Source organism: Haloferax sp. ATB1 (assembly GCF_000730175.1).
The window spans coordinates 1-18,483 of the sequence record NZ_JPES01000068.1 but is presented as its reverse complement, the minus strand read 5'-3'; the positions used below and the strand labels follow the sequence as shown (position 1 = coordinate 18,483).

Genomic DNA, 18,483 nt, shown 5'->3' with positions numbered 1-18,483 from the left:
CGAACCGCGAGTTCGGAGACGCCGGCGGCCCGCCACGAACCGGCGGGAACGTCGAGGACGACGTGACGGCGCGCACCCGCCACACCGGTGGGTGTCGGGTCTTCCGCGGCCGCGAGCGCCGTGCGGCGTGCGCGATGTCGTCGGCCATCGAGCCGACTTTCACGGTGGTCGCGTCCGCTCTCGCGGCGTCGGCCGCCGGGAAGACGACGCCGGCGATGGCGACCGCGAGGAGACACGTCAGAACGACGCGAATCACAGCGCGTCGCGGAGACGGGCGGCCAGTCCGCGGTCTGCGGAGTCGTCGCGAGAGTCGGCGGCGTGAATGTCGGATTCGCGCCTAGGAGTACCGCCGCGCCCCTCGGTGGGTCGTTCGGCGTGGGACGCCGCCTCCGCGGCGAGCGCGTTGGCCGACCGAGAGGGTGTGGGAGACGCCGTCTCGTCGACGAGTTCCGCTTCGAGCGATTCGGCCTTGGCGAGCGCGGCGTTCGCCCGGCGCTCGACGTCCTCGTTGACCGCGCGGACGCCGCCGAGGTAGCCGCGCATCGCCTGCGTCGCGGCGTCCATCTCGTCGAGGCGCTCGGTGAGCGACTCGACCGCCGATTCGAGTTCGGAGACCCGACGCTCGACGGCCGCGAGGTCTTCCAGCGACGAGAAGTCGGCGTCGCCGTCGGTGATGGTTCGCTCGACCGCGTCGAGCCGCGCGGCGAGGTCGGCAGTGCGGTCGGCGGTGTGGTCCACCGCGGCCGGTCCGCGGACAGCGGGCGCTCTGGTGTCGGCGTCAGCGTCGGCGGAGCCACCGAGGTGAACTGGGTCGGTCGTCATGGGGCGGCCTGGTCCCGTCATCTGTTATAAAGCTCCGGCGCGGTCGGAGCCGACCACGACCCGAGCAGTCGAACAGTTCGCCCGTGGGGAACGTTCAAGACGAGCGACGGAGTGGATTGTGGTATGAAAACCGTCCTGATTGGTGTGGGGCAAGCGGGTGGGAAGCTCACCACCGCTCTCCAGTCGTTCGACCGACAGATGGGGTTCGGCGCGGTGCTCGACGCCGTCGCGGTCAACACCGCGAAAGCGGACCTCCAGCCGCTTCCGGTCGAGACCGTGCTCATCGGCCAAGACCGCGTCAACGGTCACGGCGTCGGCGGCGACAACGAGCTCGGTGCCGAGGTCATGGAGGCGGACCAGACCGAGGTCATGTCCGCCCTCGACGGCCGCGTCACGGCCGAAGCGGAATCGATTTTCGTCGTCGCCGGGCTCGGCGGCGGCTCGGGTTCCGGCGGCGCGCCCGTCCTCGCGAAGGCGCTTCGCCGCGTCTACGACGTGCCGGTGTACGTCCTCGGAATCCTGCCCGGACAAGACGAGGGAGCGATGTATCAGGTGAACGCCGGCCGCTCGCTCAAGACCATCGCCCGCGAGTCTGACGCCGTCCTCCTCGTCGACAACGACGCCTTCCGCTCGTCCGGCGAGTCGATGAGCGAGGGCTACGACGCCATCAACGAGGCCATCGCCCGACGCGTCGGTCTGCTGTTGGCGGCCGGCGAGGCGACCGAGGGCGTCGGCGAGAGCGTCGTCGACACCTCCGAGGTCATCAACACCCTCCGTTCCGGGGGCATCGCCGCGCTCGGCTACGCGAGCGCCGAGGCCTCTCCCGACGCCGAAGACAACATCAACACCGTCATGAGCACGACCCGCCGCGCCGTTCTGACGGGAACGAGCCTGCCGGACGCGAGCGACGCGGACTCCGCGCTCGTCATCGTCGCCGGCGAACCCGACACCATCCCGCGGAAGGGCGTCGAGCGAGCGCGCCGCTGGGTCGAAGAGGAGACCGGCAGTCTGCAGGTCCGCGGCGGCGACTTCCCGCTAGAGAGCGGCCGTCTCGCGTCGCTCGTCCTCCTCGGCGGCGTCGAGCGCTCCGAGCGGGTCGAGTCGTTCATGGAACGCGCCCGCGAGGCTATCGACCAGGCGAAGACCGAGACGCGAGAGGACCCCAAAGAGATGTGGCACAACGACGACCTCGACGACCTGCTGTGATAGCGCTCGGCCGCCACTGACGCGACTAACGGCCACATAATCTCACGTTTTCAAGACGTTCGTCCACCGAATGGCAGTCTTCTCGGTGATCTGCGAATGATTTTTCCGTCATGCCGCCAATCCGTGCTGTGTGTTAACAATGATTGGGTGTGGGTGGGACGAAACGATACGTGTGAGACTCGACTCGGCACGCCACCAGAGTCATCATGTCTGAATCGACTGACCCGCTCCGGCGAAGTATCGAAGTCGAGTACTGGGTCGTCGAGGACGATGGGTCGTTCAGCGACCCGGGCGACCTGCTCGACGCCTCGCCGGGGGCTGAACGGGAGTTCGTCGAGCCGGTGTTGGAGGTGAAGACGTCGCCGTGTGACTCGGCGGCCGAGTTGCGCGCCGAACTGTACGAGCGACTCGGCGACGTCCTCTCGCGGGCCGAGGAAGTCGGAAAGCGACTCGTCCCGCTCGCCACGCCGGTGAGTACCGAGGCGGTGACGGAGCGCCGAAGCGACCGGACCCGCATCCAGAACCGCGTCGTCGGGTCGGATTTCCAGTACGCGCGGCACTGCGTGGGGACCCACGTCCACGTCGAACAGCGCCCCGGCCGCGAAATCGACCAGTACAACGCGCTCGTGGCGCTGGACCCCGCGTTGGCGCTGGTGAACTCCTCGCCGTACTACGACGGGAAGCGGTTGGCGGCGGGCGCGCGGTCGAAACTGTACCGCCGGATGACCTACGACGACGTGCCGCACCAGGGTCGGCTGTGGCGCTACGCCGACGACACGCGGGAGTGGTCGCGCCGCCTCGAACGCCGGTTCGAGGAGTTCCTCGTGCGCGCCGAGGAGGAGGGCATCGACCGGGCGACCATCGAGGCGAACTTCAGCCCCGAGAGTGCAATCTGGACGCCGGTACAACTCAGAGCCGAGTTCGGCACGGTCGAGTGGCGCTCGCCCGACTGCGGCCTCCCGAGCGACGTGCTCAGGCTGGCGAACAGCGTCGCGGACGTGGTGAACCGCCTCGACGACGCGGAACTCAGAATCGAGGGTGACACGGGGCGCGTGACGGACGACCAGGTCGTCCTCCCCGAGTTCGACGCGGTGCTCGGCTACGTCAACGCCGCCATCGAAGACGGACTCGACTCCGAGGCGGTGCGGTCGTACCTCGACCGGATGGGCTTCGACGTGGACGCCTACAGCCCGGTGTCACACGAGATCGACGGCCGCGAGACGGTCACGGCCGCGGAAGCGCGGGAGATGCGACTGGCCCACGCGGACCGACTGGAACGAGACGTGCGGAGCGCGGTCCGGCAGTAAACCGCGAACCGCCGCGAGCGACTGCGAAAAAACGGAATCCGAAAACCGAAGCGGTCGCTTACTGCTGGATGAGGCTCGCGCCGTCGAGTTCGGTGCGGCTGTACTCGATGTCCATGAGGTCGAGGATGGTCGGCGCGATGTCGTAGAGGTCGGCGTCCTCGATGACCGCACCCGGGTCGTCGACGTAGAGCGTCGCGTTGTCGAACGAGTGCATGCCGTTGCGGGGGCCGACGCCGAACACGTCGTCGTGGCCCTTGAACCCGGACTTCAGGTCGAAGCCGTGGTTCGGGATGACGACGAGGTCGGGGGCGATGTCGTCGTGGTCGCCGCGGAAGGCGTCTTCCTTGACGACGACGCGGTCTGCGACCTTGTTGCCGTCGGGGCCTTCGAGCGCTTCGAGTTCGGCCTTGAGTTCGTCGCGGACCGCCTCGTACTCCGACTGCGGGACCGACCCGCGGGGCTCGCGCCCTTCGAGGTTGATGAAGAACCGGCCGGGGATGAGCGAGTACGCCTTCGAGTCCTCGTCGATGTCCGAAAGCGAGTCGTGGTCGTCGTCCTCGTAGGAGAGCCAGCCGTTCTCCTCGAGCCACGTGTTGCAGTGGACCTCGTAGTCGAGCGAGGTGAAGCCGTGGTCGGACGCGACGATGAGCGTCACGTCCTCGGGGAGGGCGTCGCGGATGCGGCCGAGGTAGTCGTCCACGGTGCGGTAGAACTCCATGAAGGCGTCCTTGTTCTTCCCGTCGCGCTCGTAGTCCTTGAACAGGAAGTGGTTGACGCGGTCGGTCGTCATGAAGACGCCGAAAAAGAGGTCCCAGTCGTCCTGGTCGATGTAGCGCTCGAACGCCTCGTAGCGCCGGTCGAGCGTCTTGCGGGCGTCCTCCATGAACGCGGTCTTGTCGTCGTCGTGACCGAGTTTCGCGTTCACGTCGATTTTGTAGTTCATCTCGGAGAGCGCGTCGCGGAAGTCGTCGGGGTAGGCGGCCTTGTCGACGCCGGGCGAGAGGAAACCGGAGACCATGCGCTGGACGTTGCGCTGAGGCGGGAACGTCACGGGGACGTTCATCACGGTGGCCTTGCGGCCGGCGTCGGTGACGCGGTCCCAGACGCGGGTGGCCTGCACGTCCCGACCCATCGGGACGTAGGTATCGTAAGAGCCGACCTCACGGTCCTGGAAGCCGTAGACGCCGGTCTCGCCGGGGTTGACGCCGGTCGTGAGCGCCGGCCAACACGCCGAGGACTCGGGCGGGACGATGCTGTCGATGTCGCCCGCCGAGCCCGCGTCGGCCAGCGCCGCGAAGTTGGGGAACTCGTCGGGATGCTCAGAGAGGAGAGTGAACGGGACCCCGTCGATGCCGATGAAGGCGACGCGGGGGTGGTCTTTGCCGCGGAGTCGGTCGAACAAACCCATACCTCACGGTATCCAAGAGAACCATAAGAAGGTTCGTCTCTCCGCCGGAGTTTGCGACGAGAGACGACGGATACGGGGCCGCTGTCGGAGAAAGCGGCGAATCTCTCCGGGCGGGAGCGGCCAGTGACGCCGACGAGAACGTGTCAGACGCGAGCCATGCTGTCTCGCCCGGTCGGCGGTGCGCGTGCGGGACCGTTCGCGGAAAGCCTAGGCCCGCGGCTGCCCGGGCATCGAGAACGGGCGCTCCTGGGCGACAGCGGTCCGACCGCTGACCCGAAGCTCGCTCGCGACGACGAACGCGAGCCCCCACACGACGAGCGCGATCGCCCACATCAGCCCCACGCTGGACACCTGCGTCGGGAACACGAGCGAGACCGCGCCGAAGTAGATGGCGAGGCCGCCAGTCAGCCAGGCGACGAAGCGGTGTCCGGGTGCGCCTGCGGCCGCGACGAGACCGAGCAGTAACAGCCCGATTGCCATCACCGTCATCTCCATGTAGTGGCCGGCGACGGCGTGAATATCGCCGGTCGCCTGCAGCCCGAACTGGTTGACTGCGAACGCGAGCACCGGGAGCGCCGCGACCGCGACGAGGCCGAGGAGCGCCGGGCTGTAGTCGTCGCCGACCGAGACGATGTCGCGGCCCGCGGGGTGGAACAGGACCATCAGGCCGGTGAGCACGAAGAAGGGGACGACCTCCTCGACCGGCCCGCCGCCGACGATAGTGCCGACGAGCACGAGCGTCGTCACCGCGAAGGCGACCTGCATGAGCGCGACGCGCTTCAGCGGGCGGTACAGTTGGCTCGCGACGCCGAGGATGATTATCCAGACGTTCGCCGCGATGACCATCAGGTGCAGGCGGTGCTCGGCGAGCACGTCGCCGCCCGCGCCCCAGCCGACGATGGCGAACGAAAGCAGTTCGCTGACGAAGACCGCCGCCATCCCGAGCGTCACGACCGCGAGCAGGTAAAAGGCGTACAGCCGGGCCTGACCGAACGCGGCCGGCGAGTCGCCGGCAGCGTCCGGAGCGTCGGCACTACTATGTGTATTGGTGTCAATTGACATGGTTCAGAAGAGAGTACGACGGCTGAGAGAATAACCGTTATTCGAGGGTTTCGGACCTGTTTCTCGGCAGGACGCTCAGTGGGTCGAGAGAGTCGAGCCGGTCCGGGCGAAGGAGCGAAGTGCCGCGCGGGACAACGAACGGGCGTGAAGGAGTTCGAGCGTAAACAGCTCTTGGAGCGCGTCAATCGGGAGGGTGCGACCGTCGGCACGCAGATTCCCGACCGCATCGAGGTCCAAGGCGAGGAGATAGACCTCAGGGAGTTCGTCTTCGAGATAAAGCGCCGCGACACCATCCCGTCAGGGGAGCGCGAGCGCGTCGACCAGGCGAAGCGGAACCTCCGCCGCGAGCGCCTCGAACGGCTCCAGCGAATCGAGGACAACGAGGTGAGCTACGACGAGGGGCGGCGACTGGCCGAGGACATCGTCGGCATCGACCGGGCGCTGAACGCCCTCGAACAGCTTCGGCCGGTCGACCTCGAACAGGAAGAGCACCGCCAGAACGCCGCGGACCAGAAGCGCTGGATGAACTTCCTGAAGAAGGCGCTGGGCCGCGACGGCGGCAAGAGCAAGCGAGGGGGCCGATGAGCCGAAACGACGAGATAGCGAGCCTGCTGGAGGAGTTCGCCGACCTGCTGGAGGCGAAAGACGTGGCCTACAAGCCGTCGAGCTACCGCCGCGCCGCCGAGAACGTCCGCGAGCACCCGAAACCCGTCGAGGAACTCGCCACGGAGGGCGAAGACGCGGTCCAAGAAATCGACCGCGTCGGCGACGCCATCGCCTCGAAAATCGTCGAGTACGTCGAGACCGGCCGCATCGAGGAGTTGGCGGAACTCCGCGAGGAGTTGCCGGTTGACATGGCCGGCCTGACGAGCGTCGAGGGCGTCGGCCCGAAGACGGTTGGCAAACTGTACGAGGCGCTCGGCGTCGCCGACCTCGACGACCTCGAAGCGGCCGCCCGCGACGGGAAGATACAGGAGGTCAAGGGGTTCGGCGCGAAGACGGAGGCGAACATCCTCGACGGCATCGAGTTCGCCCGCGAGGCGACCGGCCGCGAACTGCTCGGAAAGGCGCGACCCGTCGCCGACGACCTGCTCGCGTACCTCGGCGACCACGACGCCGTCGGGCGGGTCGAACCCGCGGGGTCGATGCGGCGGTGGCGCGAGACGGTCGGCGACATCGACGTGCTCGCCGAGAGCGCCGACGCCGAGGCGGTCATCGACCGCTTCCTCGCGTGGGACCTCGTCGGCGACACCATCGAGGCGGGCGAGCAGAAGGCGAGCGTCCGGGTGAACGGGATGCGGGTCGACCTCCGCGTCGTCGCCCCCGCGGAGTACGGCGCGGCGCTCCAGTACTTCACCGGGAGCAAGGACCACAACGTCCACCTCCGCAACATCGCCATCGACCGCGGCCTCAAGATGAACGAGTACGGGATGTTCGACATCTCGGACGTGGACGACCCCGACGACGGCCCGCGGGCCGGAACCCGCGTCGCCGGCGACACCGAGGAGTCGATGTACGCCGCGCTCGACCTCCCGCTCGTCCCGCCGGAGATGCGCGAGGACACCGGCGAAATCGAGCGCGCCGCCGACGGCGACCTGCCGGACCTCCTCGCGGAGGGCGACCTCCGGGGCGACCTCCACACCCACACCGACTGGTCCGACGGCGACAACACTATCGCCGAGATGGTCGCGGCCGCCGCGGAGCGCGGCTACGACTACCACGCCGTCACCGACCACGCCACCGGCCCCGGCATGGTCGGCGGCGTCGGCGTCGAGGACGACGACCTGCTCGACCAGATTGACGAGGTCCGCGCCGTCGCCGACGACGCCGACATCGCGGTGTTCACCGGCGTCGAGGCCAACATCGACGCCGAGGGCGGCATCTCCGTCGCCGACGACGTGCTCGACCAACTCGACGTGGTCGTCGCCTCGCCCCACAGCGCGCTCGACCAGGACCGCGAGACGGCCACCGAGCGACTCGTCACCGCGATGGAACACCCCGCGGTGAACATCCTCGGTCACCCGACCGGCCGACTCATCAACCAGCGGCCCGGCCTCCCCCTCGACTACGAGCGACTCGCCGAGGCCGCCGTCGACAACGGGGTCGCACTCGAACTCAACGCCAGCCCGTACCGCCTCGACCTGAACGGCGAGGCGCTCAAAATCGCCGTCGAGGCGGGCGCGACGGTCGTCATCGACACCGACGCCCACCGACCGAGTGAACTCGACCACGCCCGCTACGGGGTCCACACGGCCCGCCGCGGCTGGGTCGAAACCGCGGACGTGCTGAACGCGCGGTCGGTCGAGGAACTGTCCGACTTCCTCCGTGACTGACGACGTTGGGGCCGACCACCCCGGCACGGTCGCCTCGGGCGTCGACCGCGCCGCTCCCGACGACACGGCGCTCCTCCTAGACGTGATGCTCGGCAAACTCGCCACGTACCTGCGGATGTGCGGCTACGACGCCGAATACGCGCTCGACAGCGAGGACGAGGCGGGTGATTCTGAAGGTAACCGCGACCCCCGAACCGACCCCGGCGACGACAGCCTGCTCGCGCGGGCGGACGCCGAGAGGCGTGTTCTTCTCACCCGAGACGTGCGACTGGCCGAGCGAGCCTCGCGGAGCGTCCTCCTCGCCGAGCGGGAGCCAATCGCGCAGCTCCGCGAACTCGAATCAGTCGGCTTCGCGGTCTCACTGGACGAGGAACCGTCGCGCTGTGGCGCCTGTAACGGCTGCGTTGAGGCGGTCGGCCGCGACGAGCCAGTTCCCGACTACGCGCCCGGCCCGGGGGAGACGGCGCTGTGGCGGTGCCGCGACTGCGGGCAGGTGTTCTGGCGCGGGAGCCACTGGCGCGACGTGGAAGCGAGATTGAACGGCGGAGAACAGTGACGGTCGGCGGTATGCCGGCGGTTGCCGGTTCGCTGGCGGGACTACTCGCGGCGGCGCGGGAACCACTCGTCGCAGGCTTCCATGTCCTGCATCATCTCGTCGTGGGCCGCGCAGTAGGGCTTGAGTCCGTCGGAGGTGCGGACGTACTCGAAGTACGTGCAGTTGCCGCAGTAGCGGTCGCCGACCGTGGCGTTCGCCGGGCGGTCGGCGGCGGGGTGGTCGGCCGCGCCTGCCGGTGAGCGCTCGGATTCCGCCGACTGGACGGTGTCGACGCCGGACTGGCTCGCCGCCGAGGAATCGGGGGCGTTCGACCCGTCCGGCGAGGTCGAGGGTTCGACGTCGAGCGGGGTGATGTCCTGCGTCGACGCGCCGCCGTCGGTCGCGCCGGCGTTCGGGTCGGCTCCAGCGGGCGACTGGTTCGTCTGCGTCTGCACGTCGCCGTCGGGCGTGCCGCCGAGGAAACCGATTCCGCCGAGGCCGCCGCCGGATTTCTCGACTTCGACGACGCGGGTCTCGCCCTTCTTCGTCACCTGAACCGTGGCCGTGCCGCCGGGGTCGTTCCGCGTCTTGAAGTTGGCGACGCCGACGAACAGACACCAGAACGTCGTGACCGTGCCGAAGAAGTAGACGCCGACGGTTTCGAGGGTGAGGTCGGGAAGGCCGGCCCCGCAGGTCGCGCCGGTCCACTGACACGGGTAGGCGTGCGAGAAGAGCGCAACACCGAGAACGGCGATGCTCGCTCCGATGAGCGACGCGGCGCGGGTTCGACGGCTCGCGGGGAGGACCGCGAGGACGCCGAGGAAGACGGCGGGGACGCCGATGCCTCCGAGGATGCCCCCGAGTTCGCGCGCTTCGCCGAGGGTCGCCCCGCCGGACGTGTACACGTCGGTCGTCGCGACGACGATGCCCGCGACGACGAGCAACACGCCGAGGAGGAACCCCCCGAAGCCCAGGGACAGCCGTCGGAGACTCGGCCCGCCCCGGCCGCCGTGGTACGCCTCCGAAAGACTGGTCATGGCCCCGACTACGAAAGCAGCCCCTAAAACGATGCGTCAGACGATTATCTGTTTCTCGACACGTCGCGGGCTGTCGATATCTCCATACCACTCGCCGGACGCGTCGCCGGCCCGTCATCGTCGCATGCGAATCTCGAAGGGATTATCATGCGCGGTGGCTAACCCTCGCGCATGGCTGACGAGGAAGCAGACGAGGCACCCGCCGTCGAACTCGGTACGGGCGCGTCCGTCGAAGGTGCGCCCCTCGCGCGCGTCGCCTCCCGACTGACGTGGCCGCAAGAAAAGAGCAGCATCCTGAACAAAGAAGGCGACGCGGTCATCCGCACGCCCGACGGTCCCCAGAGCCTCGAAGACGTGCTCGCCGAGGCCGACGAGACCTACTTCGAGACGCGACAGACCTTCGTCGACGACGTGCTCGACATCGTCGGCCGCGACCCGGTCCAGACGGAATAACGGTGTTGCGCCGCCGGCTCGCCCGCCTCCCGTGGCTCTACCGCGCCCTCATCGTCGGGGGCGTCGTCGGGGCCGCGTGGAGTCTCTGGCCGCTTCCCGCCGGCAACCTCACCTACCGCGCGGTCCACGACGCCCTCCTGTTCATCCTCGTACCCGGAGCGCTCGCGCTCGCCCACGGTCGCAACCTCGGCTGGAACGTCGACCGGGCGGCGCTCCGCAACACAGTTCTCCTCGCGCTGTTCGTTCTCCCCTTCTACCTCGTCGGGTCGAGCCTGCCGTCGATTCGGACGTACTACCCGATGTGGCACACCTCGACCGCGCTCGCCGACTTCCTCCCGCACGCCGCTCAGCAGTTGCTCGTCGTCGTCGCGGCCGAGACGTACTACCGCGGCCTGCTCTGCGTCGGCGTCCGCGAAATCGGTCGGAAGAGCGCCCTCATCAGTCCGGTTCTCTACGCGTTTCACCACGTCGGCAAACCCCCGATAGAGATTCTCCTGTCGGCCCCGACGGACGTGCTGTTCGGCCTCGTCGATTACGAGAGCGACTCGATTCTCCCCTCCATCGTCGCCCACGGCGGCGGGCTCATCCTCTTGGACTGGCTTGTGCTCCACCCGCCGCTGTTCCCGCCCGAGCGGGTCGCCGCGGCGCTCCAGTGGCTCCCGATTCCGCTATGAGCGATGATAGCGACGCGGTCGAGGGGGAGAAAGACTGTGAGCCATATCCGTCGCTCGGCCTCGCCCGCGGCACCGTCGAACTCGTCACGCACGACCCGCGCTGGCGCGAGGCGTACGAGCGCGAGGTCGAGCGTCTGCGGCCGCGACTCGGCAGCGACGACGCCGACAGTGGTGGCGACGCCGGCAGTAGTGGTGGTGACGCCGACGGCGTCCGGTTCGAACACGTCGGGAGCACCGCGGTTCCGGGACTGGCCGCGAAACCCATCGTCGACCTGCTCGTCCTCGTCTCCGACCTCGACGACGCCGGCGGCGTCGCGCGGGCGCTCGAAGCCACGGGCTACGAGGAGCGCCCCGACGACGGCGTTCCAGACCGCCGGTTTTTCGTCCGCGGCCCGCCCGAACGCCGAACCCACTACCTCTCTCTGACCGAAGTCGGGAGCGACTGCCACCGCGAGCAGGTCGCCTTCCGCGACGCCCTCCGCGCGGACGACGACCTCGCGGCCGAGTACGAGCGACGCAAGCGCAGGCTCGCCACGGCGCACCCGGACGAGCGGAGTCAGTACACGAACGCCAAGGCGTCGTTCGTCGAATCCGTGCTCGACGACGCCGGGTCGTGAGAAGGCGACGACTCGCTCGTGTAGGCCAAGCACACTACCATAGCTTTTCCCCGCCGGGGAGTCATAGGTGGGTCATGGCACTCCCAATCGACCCCAGCGCCATCAAACCGGAAGACATCGGCGAGGAACGCGTCGTCCTCGAGATGGAACACGAGGCGGCAATCGAGCGCGTCCGCGAGGCGTTCACCGACGCCGGGTTCGGTGTCGCCACCGAATTTTCGCCCTCCGAGATGCTCAACGAGAAGGTCGACGCCGGCCGCGACCCCTACTACGTCCTCGGCGCGTGTAACCCGAACATGGCGGACCGCGCGCTCGACGCCACCGACAAGAAGATGGGCGGGCTCTTCCCGTGCAACGTGGTCATCTGGGAGGAAGAACCGGGCAAGCAGGTCGGTCTACCACCTGAGCATCATGCGCGTCGCCCGACTCATCGGCATCGCGCCCGACAACGACGAGATGGCCGACATCATCGCCGACACGGGCGAACTCGTCGAACAGGCGCTCGCCAACCTCGACGCGGCCGAGGCATAATCGAGGCCACCGAGCGGACGCAGCCGTCTCGACTTACAACCCGTCTCGCGCGTCCACCGCGTCCGCGATGCGCTTGACGTCGCCGCGAATCTTGTACAGCAGGTAGAGCGCGACGAGCGCCGCGACCACGGGGAGGAGCGCGAAGATGCCGTAGATGAGGATGATGATGAGCAGTTCGGGACCGCCGGGAACCTGTAACGGGACCATGCGGGAACGTATTATCCGACTGTCAAAATAGTTGCTCAGGCGAAGTCGAAGATGTCGGTCTGGAGGCCCGCGGCCATCGTGGACTTCCGCCGGAGGTCCCCGAGCGAGATGGGGAGGTACTCCGTCACGTCGCGGACGGCGTCTCCGAACGTCTCGGCGTCGGCCGTCTCGCCTTCGAAGAGCGTGGCGGATTGACTCACGAATCTGCCAGACGCCGACGGGTCCCCAGTAGTCGTCGGAGACGTGCCTGATGACGAGCGCCTTCGCCTGTCGGCCGCGCTCTTGGAGGTGTTCGAGGACGCCGAGTCGGGAGGCGTGGTACGCGCCGGCCGTCTCGTTCACGTAGCCGGTCCGGCCCTCGTAGCCCTCGCGGTCGGCCGCGAGGTACATCCCCGCCTCGGGGTCGGGGTTCCAGACGCTCCCCGGCGCTTTCAGCTCTATCAGTTCGAACTCCCAGCGACCCGGCGCGAGGATGACCCAGAAGGCGTTGCCGATGAACTCGTTGCGGTAGATTTCGACGCCGTCGATGCTGTCGGCGTGTTTGACCTGTCCCCGGAGATACTGTCCGAGCGTGTCGTCGACGGCGGTGATGGACCACCGCGTCGGGACGAGTCGGCGCTGTTCGGTCTGGCCGAGCGCGCCCGCAGAGAGGATGGTGTTGATGTCGTACACGTCGAAGCCGCGGCGGTAGAGGTACGTCATCGCGCCCTCGGCGTTCCAGTCGTCGTCTTCGAGCGTCTTTTTCACCAGTTTGGGGACGTGCGGGTTCTCCGCGAGGTCGGCGGAGCGGGCGCGGGCCCGCGGGCCGACGGGCGTCGCCACGTCGTCGGCGCTGGCGTCGAGGTCGAGAGATGGCTTCCCGTCGAGGCCGATTTCGACCGTCACGGGGCGGTCGGCGATGGCGACCTCGCGTTGCGTCCCGAGGAAGCCGTCCCACGAGTCGGCGACGTTCGTCACCTTCGTCCCGCGATTTGAGTTCAGAAGCGAGGTGCGCCGCTGGAACACGTCGTCGATGCTCACGCCCTCGTCGTACCACGCGGCGCTCGTCTCGAACGAAGCCGCGTCCTCGTCGTGGCCGACCGGCGAGAGGATGCCCGTCGAGACGTTCGGGTAGTTCGACCGGCCGACGAAGATAGACGGGGAGACGCCGCCGTACAGCGAGTCTCCCTGCACCGTCTCCTCGAACCGGTCTTGGAACGTCTCGAGGTGGTCGAGGATGCCGTAGGACTTCTCCTCGGCGAGTCGCCGCCGCTCGGCGCGCTCGTCCCGCTCGATGTCCATGTACTCGTCGAGCCGCATTCACCGGACGTGGGTCGCCCGCGGGTATGAACCTTCGGCGACGCGTCCGGGTGTCAGAAAGAGATGCGACTCGCGCGGGCGGGGCTCAGGTGTGAATGCCCATCGCTTCGATCTGTTCTTGGTAGCGGTTCCGGATGGTGACTTCCGTCACCTGCGCGACCTCCGCGACCTCGCGTTGGGTCTTCTTCTCGTTGCAGAGAAGCGACGCGGCGTAGATTGCGGCGGCGGCGAAGCCGGTCGGCGACTTCCCGGAGAGAAGCCCCTGTTCCGCGGTCGTCTCGATAATCTCGTTCGCCTTCGACTGGACCTCCTTCGAGAGGTCGAGTTCGGACGAGAATCGCGGGACGTACTTCTTCGGGTCTACCGGCCGCATCTCCAGGCCGAGTTCCTGCGAGATGTAGCGGTACGTGCGCCCGATTTCCTTGCGCTCGACGCGCGATACCTCGGAAATCTCTTCGAGGGAACGGGGAATGCCCTCCTTCCGGCAGGCGGCGTACAGCGCCGAGGTGGCGACGCCCTCGATGGAGCGGCCGCGAATCAGGTCCTCGCTGAGCGCCCGGCGGTAGATGACCGAGGCGACTTCCCGGACCGACCGCGGGACGCCGAGCGCCGACGCCATGCGGTCGATTTCGCTGAGGGCGAACTGGAGGTTGCGCTCGCCGGCGTCCTTCGTCCGAATGCGCTCTTGCCACTTGCGCAGGCGGTGCATCTGCGACCGCTTCTTCGAGGAGATAGAGCGGCCGTAGGCGTCTTTGTCCTTCCAGTCGATGGTCGTCGTCAGCCCCTTGTCGTGCATCGTCTGCGTGGTCGGCGCGCCCACGCGCGACTTCGACTGCCGCTCTGAGTGGTTGAACGCCCGCCACTCCGGGCCGGGGTCGATGCGCTCTTCTTCGATGATGATGCCGGTCTCCTCGTGAATCAACTCGCCGTCGCCGGTCCGAACGACTTCCTCGGGGTCGAGGTCGTCGAGGTCCAACTCCTCTTCGGATGTCTCGTCGTCCTGTGACTCGTCTCCCCATCGAGTCCGGTCGTGCTCACGCTCCCGCTGGCGGGTAGGCCGTTTCATCGCATTTATATATTGTCTATTTCCTTGCACTTCAACCTTTGCCGGGGTTCGTCGGAGTGTCGCTGCGCTCTCAGCGACGAACGGAGCGCCTTTACCGAATCACCGGTGAGGTGACGGTATGCCGACCGTCGAGTGCGACCCCGACGAAGCCCGACGACGACTCGAAGCCGCGGGCGTGTCCGTCTCGCCCGGAAACACCGACCACGAGCGGTGGCGCGCCGAACGCGGTGACGCCAGCGCCGTCGCCTACGACGGGAAAGTCGTCGTACAGGGGTCGCGGCCAACGGATCTGCTCGCGCTCATCCAGCCGAAAGGCGGCCGCGCGCACGTCTACTTCGACGGCGCGAGCCGCGGGAACCCCGGCCCTGCGGCCATCGGTTGGGCTATCGTGACCAGCAACGGTATCGTCGCCGAGGGCTCGAAGCGAATCGGCGAGACGACCAACAACCGCGCGGAGTACGAGGCGCTCGTGGAGGCGCTGTCGGTCGCCGAGGAGTACGGTTACGACGAGGTCGACGTGCGCGGTGACTCCCAACTGGTCGTCAAGCAGGTCCGCGGCGAGTGGAACACGAACGACCCCGGTCTCAAAGAGCGCCGCGTGAAGGCCCGAGAGCTGCTGTCGGCGTTCGACCGCTGGTCGCTGGAGCACGTACCGCGAGAGATAAACGACCGCGCCGACTCCCTAGCCAACGAGGCCCTCGACGATGCCTGAGTCAGAACTCCCCGAAGACGTGCTCGCGGAGGCCGAGCGGCTGACGCGGCTGGCCCGCGACGCCGTGGACCCCGACGAGGCCGCGACGTACCGGTCCGTCCGCGACGACCTCGTCGGCGAGTACGAGTTCCGCGCGCGACACCGCGAGGAAGACGACGTGTTGGTGCTTCACCCCGACGAGTGGGTCGACGACGACGGAATCGTCGACCCGACGGAGATAGACGACGTGGACCGCGGAATCGAGCGGCCGCTGTCGGGGACCGGCGAGGACCACGAGTGGAGCGCGGTCGAAGAACACAACGCGGCGTGCGTCGCGACCGTCGCCGAGGAACACGGCGCGGACCACGCGGCGAACGCGCGGGCGTTCGCGGACTTCCTCGGGAACCACTACGTCCGGCGAATCGAGACGGCCGGCGCTCCCGAGGTGCGCGAGTTCGTCGAAGAATATTATCCACGCAACGCGTGGCCGACCGCTGAACAGCGGTCGTTGTTGCCGGAGTCGCTCGAGTTGCTCTTCGACGCCGCAGACGCCGAAGTGCCCGAATACAACTGAGCGAACCCCGCGGTTCGTGCGGTGTGTTCAGCCGATTACAGCTTGCCTTCGACGAGCTCCGAGACCATCTCGGCGCGCTCGTCGTCGGTGACGAACTTCGAGAGCATCCAGTCGAAGCGGTTGAGGACCGCCTGGAGGCCGTCGTCGGTCAGTTCGTACTGGTTCGTCCGCTTGTCGAGTTCGCTCTTTTCCACCAGACCCATCTCGACGAGGTCGTCGAGGTTGGGGTACAGACGCCCGTGGTTGACCTCGGTGTCGTAGTACGATTCGAGGTGACGCTTGATAGCCAGGCCGTACATCGGTTCCTCGGCGAGAATGACGAGGATGTTCTGTTGGAACGCGGTGAGGTCCCGAGCCGCACCGGATTTGTTGCCAATTGTTTGTGCCTCTGACATGCATATGGAAATGTCACCGTCCTATTTAAACTTTGTCAACGAGCAGTCGGTTTCGCCGTCGAATGCGAGGACCACTATACGATGAAATTGGGGCGGAGCGGACACGTGTGCCGAGTATTGCACAGAGGCGGGCCGCGGCGACGAACGGGAGACAGCGGGCAGTAGCCGCGCGGGCATATCTGGAGAATATCTCACACGCATAGCGGTAACGTCGTGGGATTCCGTGGGGAATACCTCTACATATAGAGGGGTTCAAAGTGGCCGACGAGACCCGGATAGCAGCGATACGAGACCAATCCCGAAAGGACTTTTGCCCGCATCGAGGATGGGTTCGGTATGGTGAACCTCTGGGAAGACATGGAGACCGGCCCCGACGCGCCGGACGAAATCTACGCAGTCGTCGAGTGCCTCAAAGGCGAGCGCAACAAGTACGAGTACGACAAGGACATCCCCGGCGTCGTCCTCGACCGCGTGCTCCACTCCAACGTCCACTACCCGTCGGACTACGGCTTCATGCCGCAGACGTACTACGACGACGAGGACCCCTTCGACGTGCTCGTCCTCGTCGAGGACCAGACGTTCCCCGGCTGCGTCATCGAGGCCCGCCCGGTCGCGCTCATGAAGATGGATGACGACGGCGAGCAGGACGACAAGGTCATCGCCGTCCCCATCGAGGACCCCCGCTACGACCACATCGAGGACCTCGAAGACATCCCCCAGCAGACGCTCGACGAGATCGACGAGTTCTTCGCGACCTACAAGAACCTCGAAGCCGGCAAGGAAGTCGAGACGCTGGGCTGGGAGGACAAGCAGGCCGCCAAGGACGCCATCGAACACGCGATGGACCTCTACGAAGAGAACTTCGCGTAAGCGACGTTACCGCGCGTTTTTTCCGCGCCGCCTTCGACCGCGAGCCGCCGCGCCCGTCCGCGGCGGCACTCCCCCGAAGAATCGTCCGAACGGGAGACCGACCGCCGTCGTCGCCACAGATACCCGACAGTTATCGCTGACGCGCCCGCCGATAAATTATGCGCATGGGTAATCTTTAGTCCCTCTGTCCGGTAGCTTGAGACACGTATGGCAGCCAAGCAACCCCGCCTCGGGCTTCAGCACCCGACCGTCGTCCCCACGAACTTCACGCCCGCCGACGAGGCGGACGAAGACGCCGAGGAATCGTCCTCCGAAGACGCGTAATCCCGTATTTCTCGCGCGACGACCGTCGAGAGCGACGGCGTTGGCCGCGCCGCCGACGCACCACTTCCGTCTCCTGAAACGGACAATTCGGGGAGCTGAACCGGCGACGGTACGGATTCGACCCCTAATCAAGAGGTGCGCCAACACACCACGTTCATGAGGGAACCCCTTTTTATCTCGCCGCTGTAAGGCGTTGGTAATGCCTATCTGCGACGTGTGCGGCAAAGACGAGAGTCTGCCGTACCGCTGTTCGCGGTGTGGCGGGACGTTCTGTTCCGAACACCGCCTCCCCGAGAACCACGACTGCGCGGGGCTCTCCGACTGGGACGACCCCGCCGGCGTCTTCGATAGCTCCTTCGACGATTCGGTGAACAATCAGGGCGGCCGCGGCGGGGGACTGCTCAGCTCGCTCACGGGCGCTGGCGGCGTGTTAGGCTACTTCCGCGGGAACGTCTCCTACCTGTTCCTCGCGCTGATGTGGCTCACGTTCTTCTCGCAGCTCGTCTTGGAGCAGTTCCTCGGCTTCCGCTCGCTCTCGATTAGCGCCTTCTACCTCACCACGTCCCACCCCGAGTTACGTCTGGACGTGGGTCACCTCGATATTCGCCCACGGCGGCTTCTACCACATCGTCGGCAACTCCATCGTGCTGTTCTTCTTCGGCCCGCTGGTGGAGCGCTACGTCGGGTCGCGGAAGTTCGCGGCGCTGTTCCTCGTCAGCGGGATGCTCGCCGGGCTCGCACAGATCGGCTCGTCGCTGGTGTTGTCGCCGGGTATCCCGTCCGGAGTTGTCGGCGCGAGCGGGGCCATCATGGCCGTCCTCGGCGTCCTGACGGTCCTCAACCCGGGGCTCCGCATCTATCTGTACTTCATCATTCCCGTCCCGCTTTGGCTGTTCACGCTCGGGTTCGCCGGTATCTCGGTGTTCTTCTTCCTCAGTCCGGGGGCCGGTGGCGGCATCGCCCACTTCGCGCACCTCATCGGCCTCGTCATCGGCCTCGCCTACGGCCAGCGCGTGAAGGGCCAACGGAAGGTCCCCTCGCAGCTCTCGCTCGGCGGGCGCGGCCCCGGTGG

The 18,483-nt window shown here is 67.2% G+C and carries 18 protein-coding genes and 4 pseudogenes; 13 read left to right on the top strand and 9 right to left on the bottom strand.

Translation table 11 applies throughout. From position 1 onward, the window contains the following. Positions 1-256: pseudogene (locus ATB1_RS10855) on the bottom strand (hypothetical protein); the annotation flags it as partial. Beyond that, positions 253-822, bottom strand: a complete 570-nt coding sequence (locus ATB1_RS10850) for a hypothetical protein (RefSeq protein ID WP_042663717.1) — start codon at positions 820-822, stop codon at positions 253-255. The gene ATB1_RS10850 and the pseudogene ATB1_RS10855, both read right to left, overlap by 4 nt. 123 nt (positions 823-945) lie before the next feature. Here ATB1_RS10850 and ATB1_RS10845 point away from each other — a divergent pair, with 123 nt between their 5' ends. After that, positions 946-2,028, top strand: a complete 1,083-nt coding sequence (locus tag ATB1_RS10845) for a tubulin/FtsZ family protein (protein WP_042663716.1) — start codon at positions 946-948, stop codon at positions 2,026-2,028. Between the two features lie 206 nt (positions 2,029-2,234). Then, on the top strand, positions 2,235-3,335 hold the full coding sequence (locus tag ATB1_RS10840) for a glutamate-cysteine ligase family protein (protein WP_042663715.1): 1,101 nt from the start codon (positions 2,235-2,237) through the stop codon (positions 3,333-3,335). Between the two features lie 58 nt (positions 3,336-3,393). On the opposite strand, the gene ATB1_RS10835 is transcribed toward ATB1_RS10840, so the two are convergent. Together ATB1_RS10835 and ATB1_RS10830 are read right to left on the bottom strand one after the other, a co-directional pair. Next, positions 3,394-4,743, bottom strand: coding sequence for an alkaline phosphatase family protein (locus ATB1_RS10835; RefSeq protein ID WP_042663713.1), 1,350 nt, complete (start codon positions 4,741-4,743; stop codon positions 3,394-3,396). A gap of 207 nt (positions 4,744-4,950) precedes the next feature. Continuing rightward, complete coding sequence (locus tag ATB1_RS10830; RefSeq protein WP_042663712.1) at positions 4,951-5,805, bottom strand: hypothetical protein; 855 nt, start codon at positions 5,803-5,805, stop codon at positions 4,951-4,953. Positions 5,806-5,949: 144 nt separating this feature from the next. On the opposite strand from ATB1_RS10830, the gene ATB1_RS10825 reads away from it, so the two are divergent. Genes ATB1_RS10825 through ATB1_RS10815 form a run of 3 tightly spaced genes read left to right on the top strand, consistent with a single transcriptional unit; the run spans position 5,950 to position 8,694 of the window. Then, the gene (locus ATB1_RS10825; RefSeq protein ID WP_042663718.1) at positions 5,950-6,390 is read left to right on the top strand and encodes a DUF5788 family protein; all 441 of its coding nucleotides are present in this window, start codon (positions 5,950-5,952) and stop codon (positions 6,388-6,390) included. After that, positions 6,387-8,138: a DNA polymerase/3'-5' exonuclease PolX gene (polX, locus tag ATB1_RS10820; RefSeq protein WP_042663711.1), complete on the top strand. Its 1,752-nt coding sequence runs from the start codon at positions 6,387-6,389 to the stop codon at positions 8,136-8,138. The genes ATB1_RS10825 and polX overlap by 4 nt, the downstream gene beginning before the upstream one ends. Next, entirely contained in the window at positions 8,131-8,694 is a 564-nt protein-coding gene (locus ATB1_RS10815) for a Mut7-C RNAse domain-containing protein (protein WP_042663710.1), read from the top strand. The genes polX and ATB1_RS10815 overlap by 8 nt, the downstream gene beginning before the upstream one ends. 41 nt (positions 8,695-8,735) lie before the next feature. Here ATB1_RS10815 and ATB1_RS10810 read toward each other — a convergent pair whose 3' ends face one another. After that, positions 8,736-9,710, bottom strand: a complete 975-nt coding sequence (locus ATB1_RS10810) for a hypothetical protein (RefSeq protein WP_042663709.1) — start codon at positions 9,708-9,710, stop codon at positions 8,736-8,738. A gap of 171 nt (positions 9,711-9,881) precedes the next feature. Here ATB1_RS10810 and ATB1_RS10805 point away from each other — a divergent pair, with 171 nt between their 5' ends. The 4 genes and pseudogenes from ATB1_RS10805 to ATB1_RS10790 all read left to right on the top strand — a co-directional run bounded on the left by ATB1_RS10805 (position 9,882) and on the right by ATB1_RS10790 (position 11,985). Further along, complete coding sequence (locus ATB1_RS10805; protein WP_004972783.1) at positions 9,882-10,163, top strand: DUF5789 family protein; 282 nt, start codon at positions 9,882-9,884, stop codon at positions 10,161-10,163. 2 nt (positions 10,164-10,165) lie between these two features. Next, entirely contained in the window at positions 10,166-10,837 is a 672-nt protein-coding gene (locus ATB1_RS10800; RefSeq protein WP_042663707.1) for a type II CAAX prenyl endopeptidase Rce1 family protein, read from the top strand. Further along, positions 10,834-11,454: a GrpB family protein gene (locus ATB1_RS10795; protein WP_042663706.1), complete on the top strand. Its 621-nt coding sequence runs from the start codon at positions 10,834-10,836 to the stop codon at positions 11,452-11,454. The genes ATB1_RS10800 and ATB1_RS10795 overlap by 4 nt, the downstream gene beginning before the upstream one ends. 74 nt (positions 11,455-11,528) lie before the next feature. Beyond that, positions 11,529-11,985 (top strand): annotated as a pseudogene (locus ATB1_RS10790) (DUF302 domain-containing protein). Between the two features lie 33 nt (positions 11,986-12,018). On the opposite strand, the gene ATB1_RS24375 reads toward ATB1_RS10790, so the two are convergent. From ATB1_RS24375 to ATB1_RS10780, 3 genes and pseudogenes are all read right to left on the bottom strand, one after another. Next, positions 12,019-12,192 (bottom strand): hypothetical protein, encoded by a 174-nt coding sequence (locus ATB1_RS24375; protein WP_004972794.1) that lies wholly within the window; start codon positions 12,190-12,192, stop codon positions 12,019-12,021. Positions 12,193-12,227: 35 nt separating this feature from the next. Next, a pseudogene (gene nreA, locus ATB1_RS10785) lies at positions 12,228-13,491 on the bottom strand (DNA repair protein NreA). An 85-nt stretch (positions 13,492-13,576) separates the two neighbouring features. Continuing rightward, on the bottom strand, positions 13,577-14,557 hold the full coding sequence (locus ATB1_RS10780) for a transcription initiation factor IIB family protein (RefSeq protein WP_042663705.1): 981 nt from the start codon (positions 14,555-14,557) through the stop codon (positions 13,577-13,579). A 118-nt stretch (positions 14,558-14,675) separates the two neighbouring features. Between ATB1_RS10780 and rnhA the strand changes: the two genes are divergently transcribed. Together rnhA and ATB1_RS10770 are read left to right on the top strand one after the other, a co-directional pair. After that, the gene (rnhA, locus tag ATB1_RS10775; protein WP_042663704.1) at positions 14,676-15,269 is read left to right on the top strand and encodes a ribonuclease HI; all 594 of its coding nucleotides are present in this window, start codon (positions 14,676-14,678) and stop codon (positions 15,267-15,269) included. Further along, positions 15,262-15,822: a hypothetical protein gene (locus ATB1_RS10770; RefSeq protein WP_042663703.1), complete on the top strand. Its 561-nt coding sequence runs from the start codon at positions 15,262-15,264 to the stop codon at positions 15,820-15,822. Before rnhA ends, ATB1_RS10770 begins: the two co-directional genes overlap by 8 nt. A 35-nt stretch (positions 15,823-15,857) precedes the next feature. Here the strand turns inward: ATB1_RS10770 and ATB1_RS10765 are convergent, their stop codons facing one another. Beyond that, positions 15,858-16,217 (bottom strand): PadR family transcriptional regulator, encoded by a 360-nt coding sequence (locus ATB1_RS10765; protein WP_042663701.1) that lies wholly within the window; start codon positions 16,215-16,217, stop codon positions 15,858-15,860. Positions 16,218-16,553: 336 nt separating this feature from the next. On the opposite strand from ATB1_RS10765, the gene ATB1_RS10760 reads away from it, so the two are divergent. Continuing rightward, complete coding sequence (locus ATB1_RS10760) at positions 16,554-17,087, top strand: inorganic diphosphatase (RefSeq protein WP_042663700.1); 534 nt, start codon at positions 16,554-16,556, stop codon at positions 17,085-17,087. 523 nt (positions 17,088-17,610) lie between these two features. Next, a pseudogene (locus ATB1_RS10755) lies at positions 17,611-18,483 on the top strand (rhomboid family intramembrane serine protease); the annotation flags it as partial.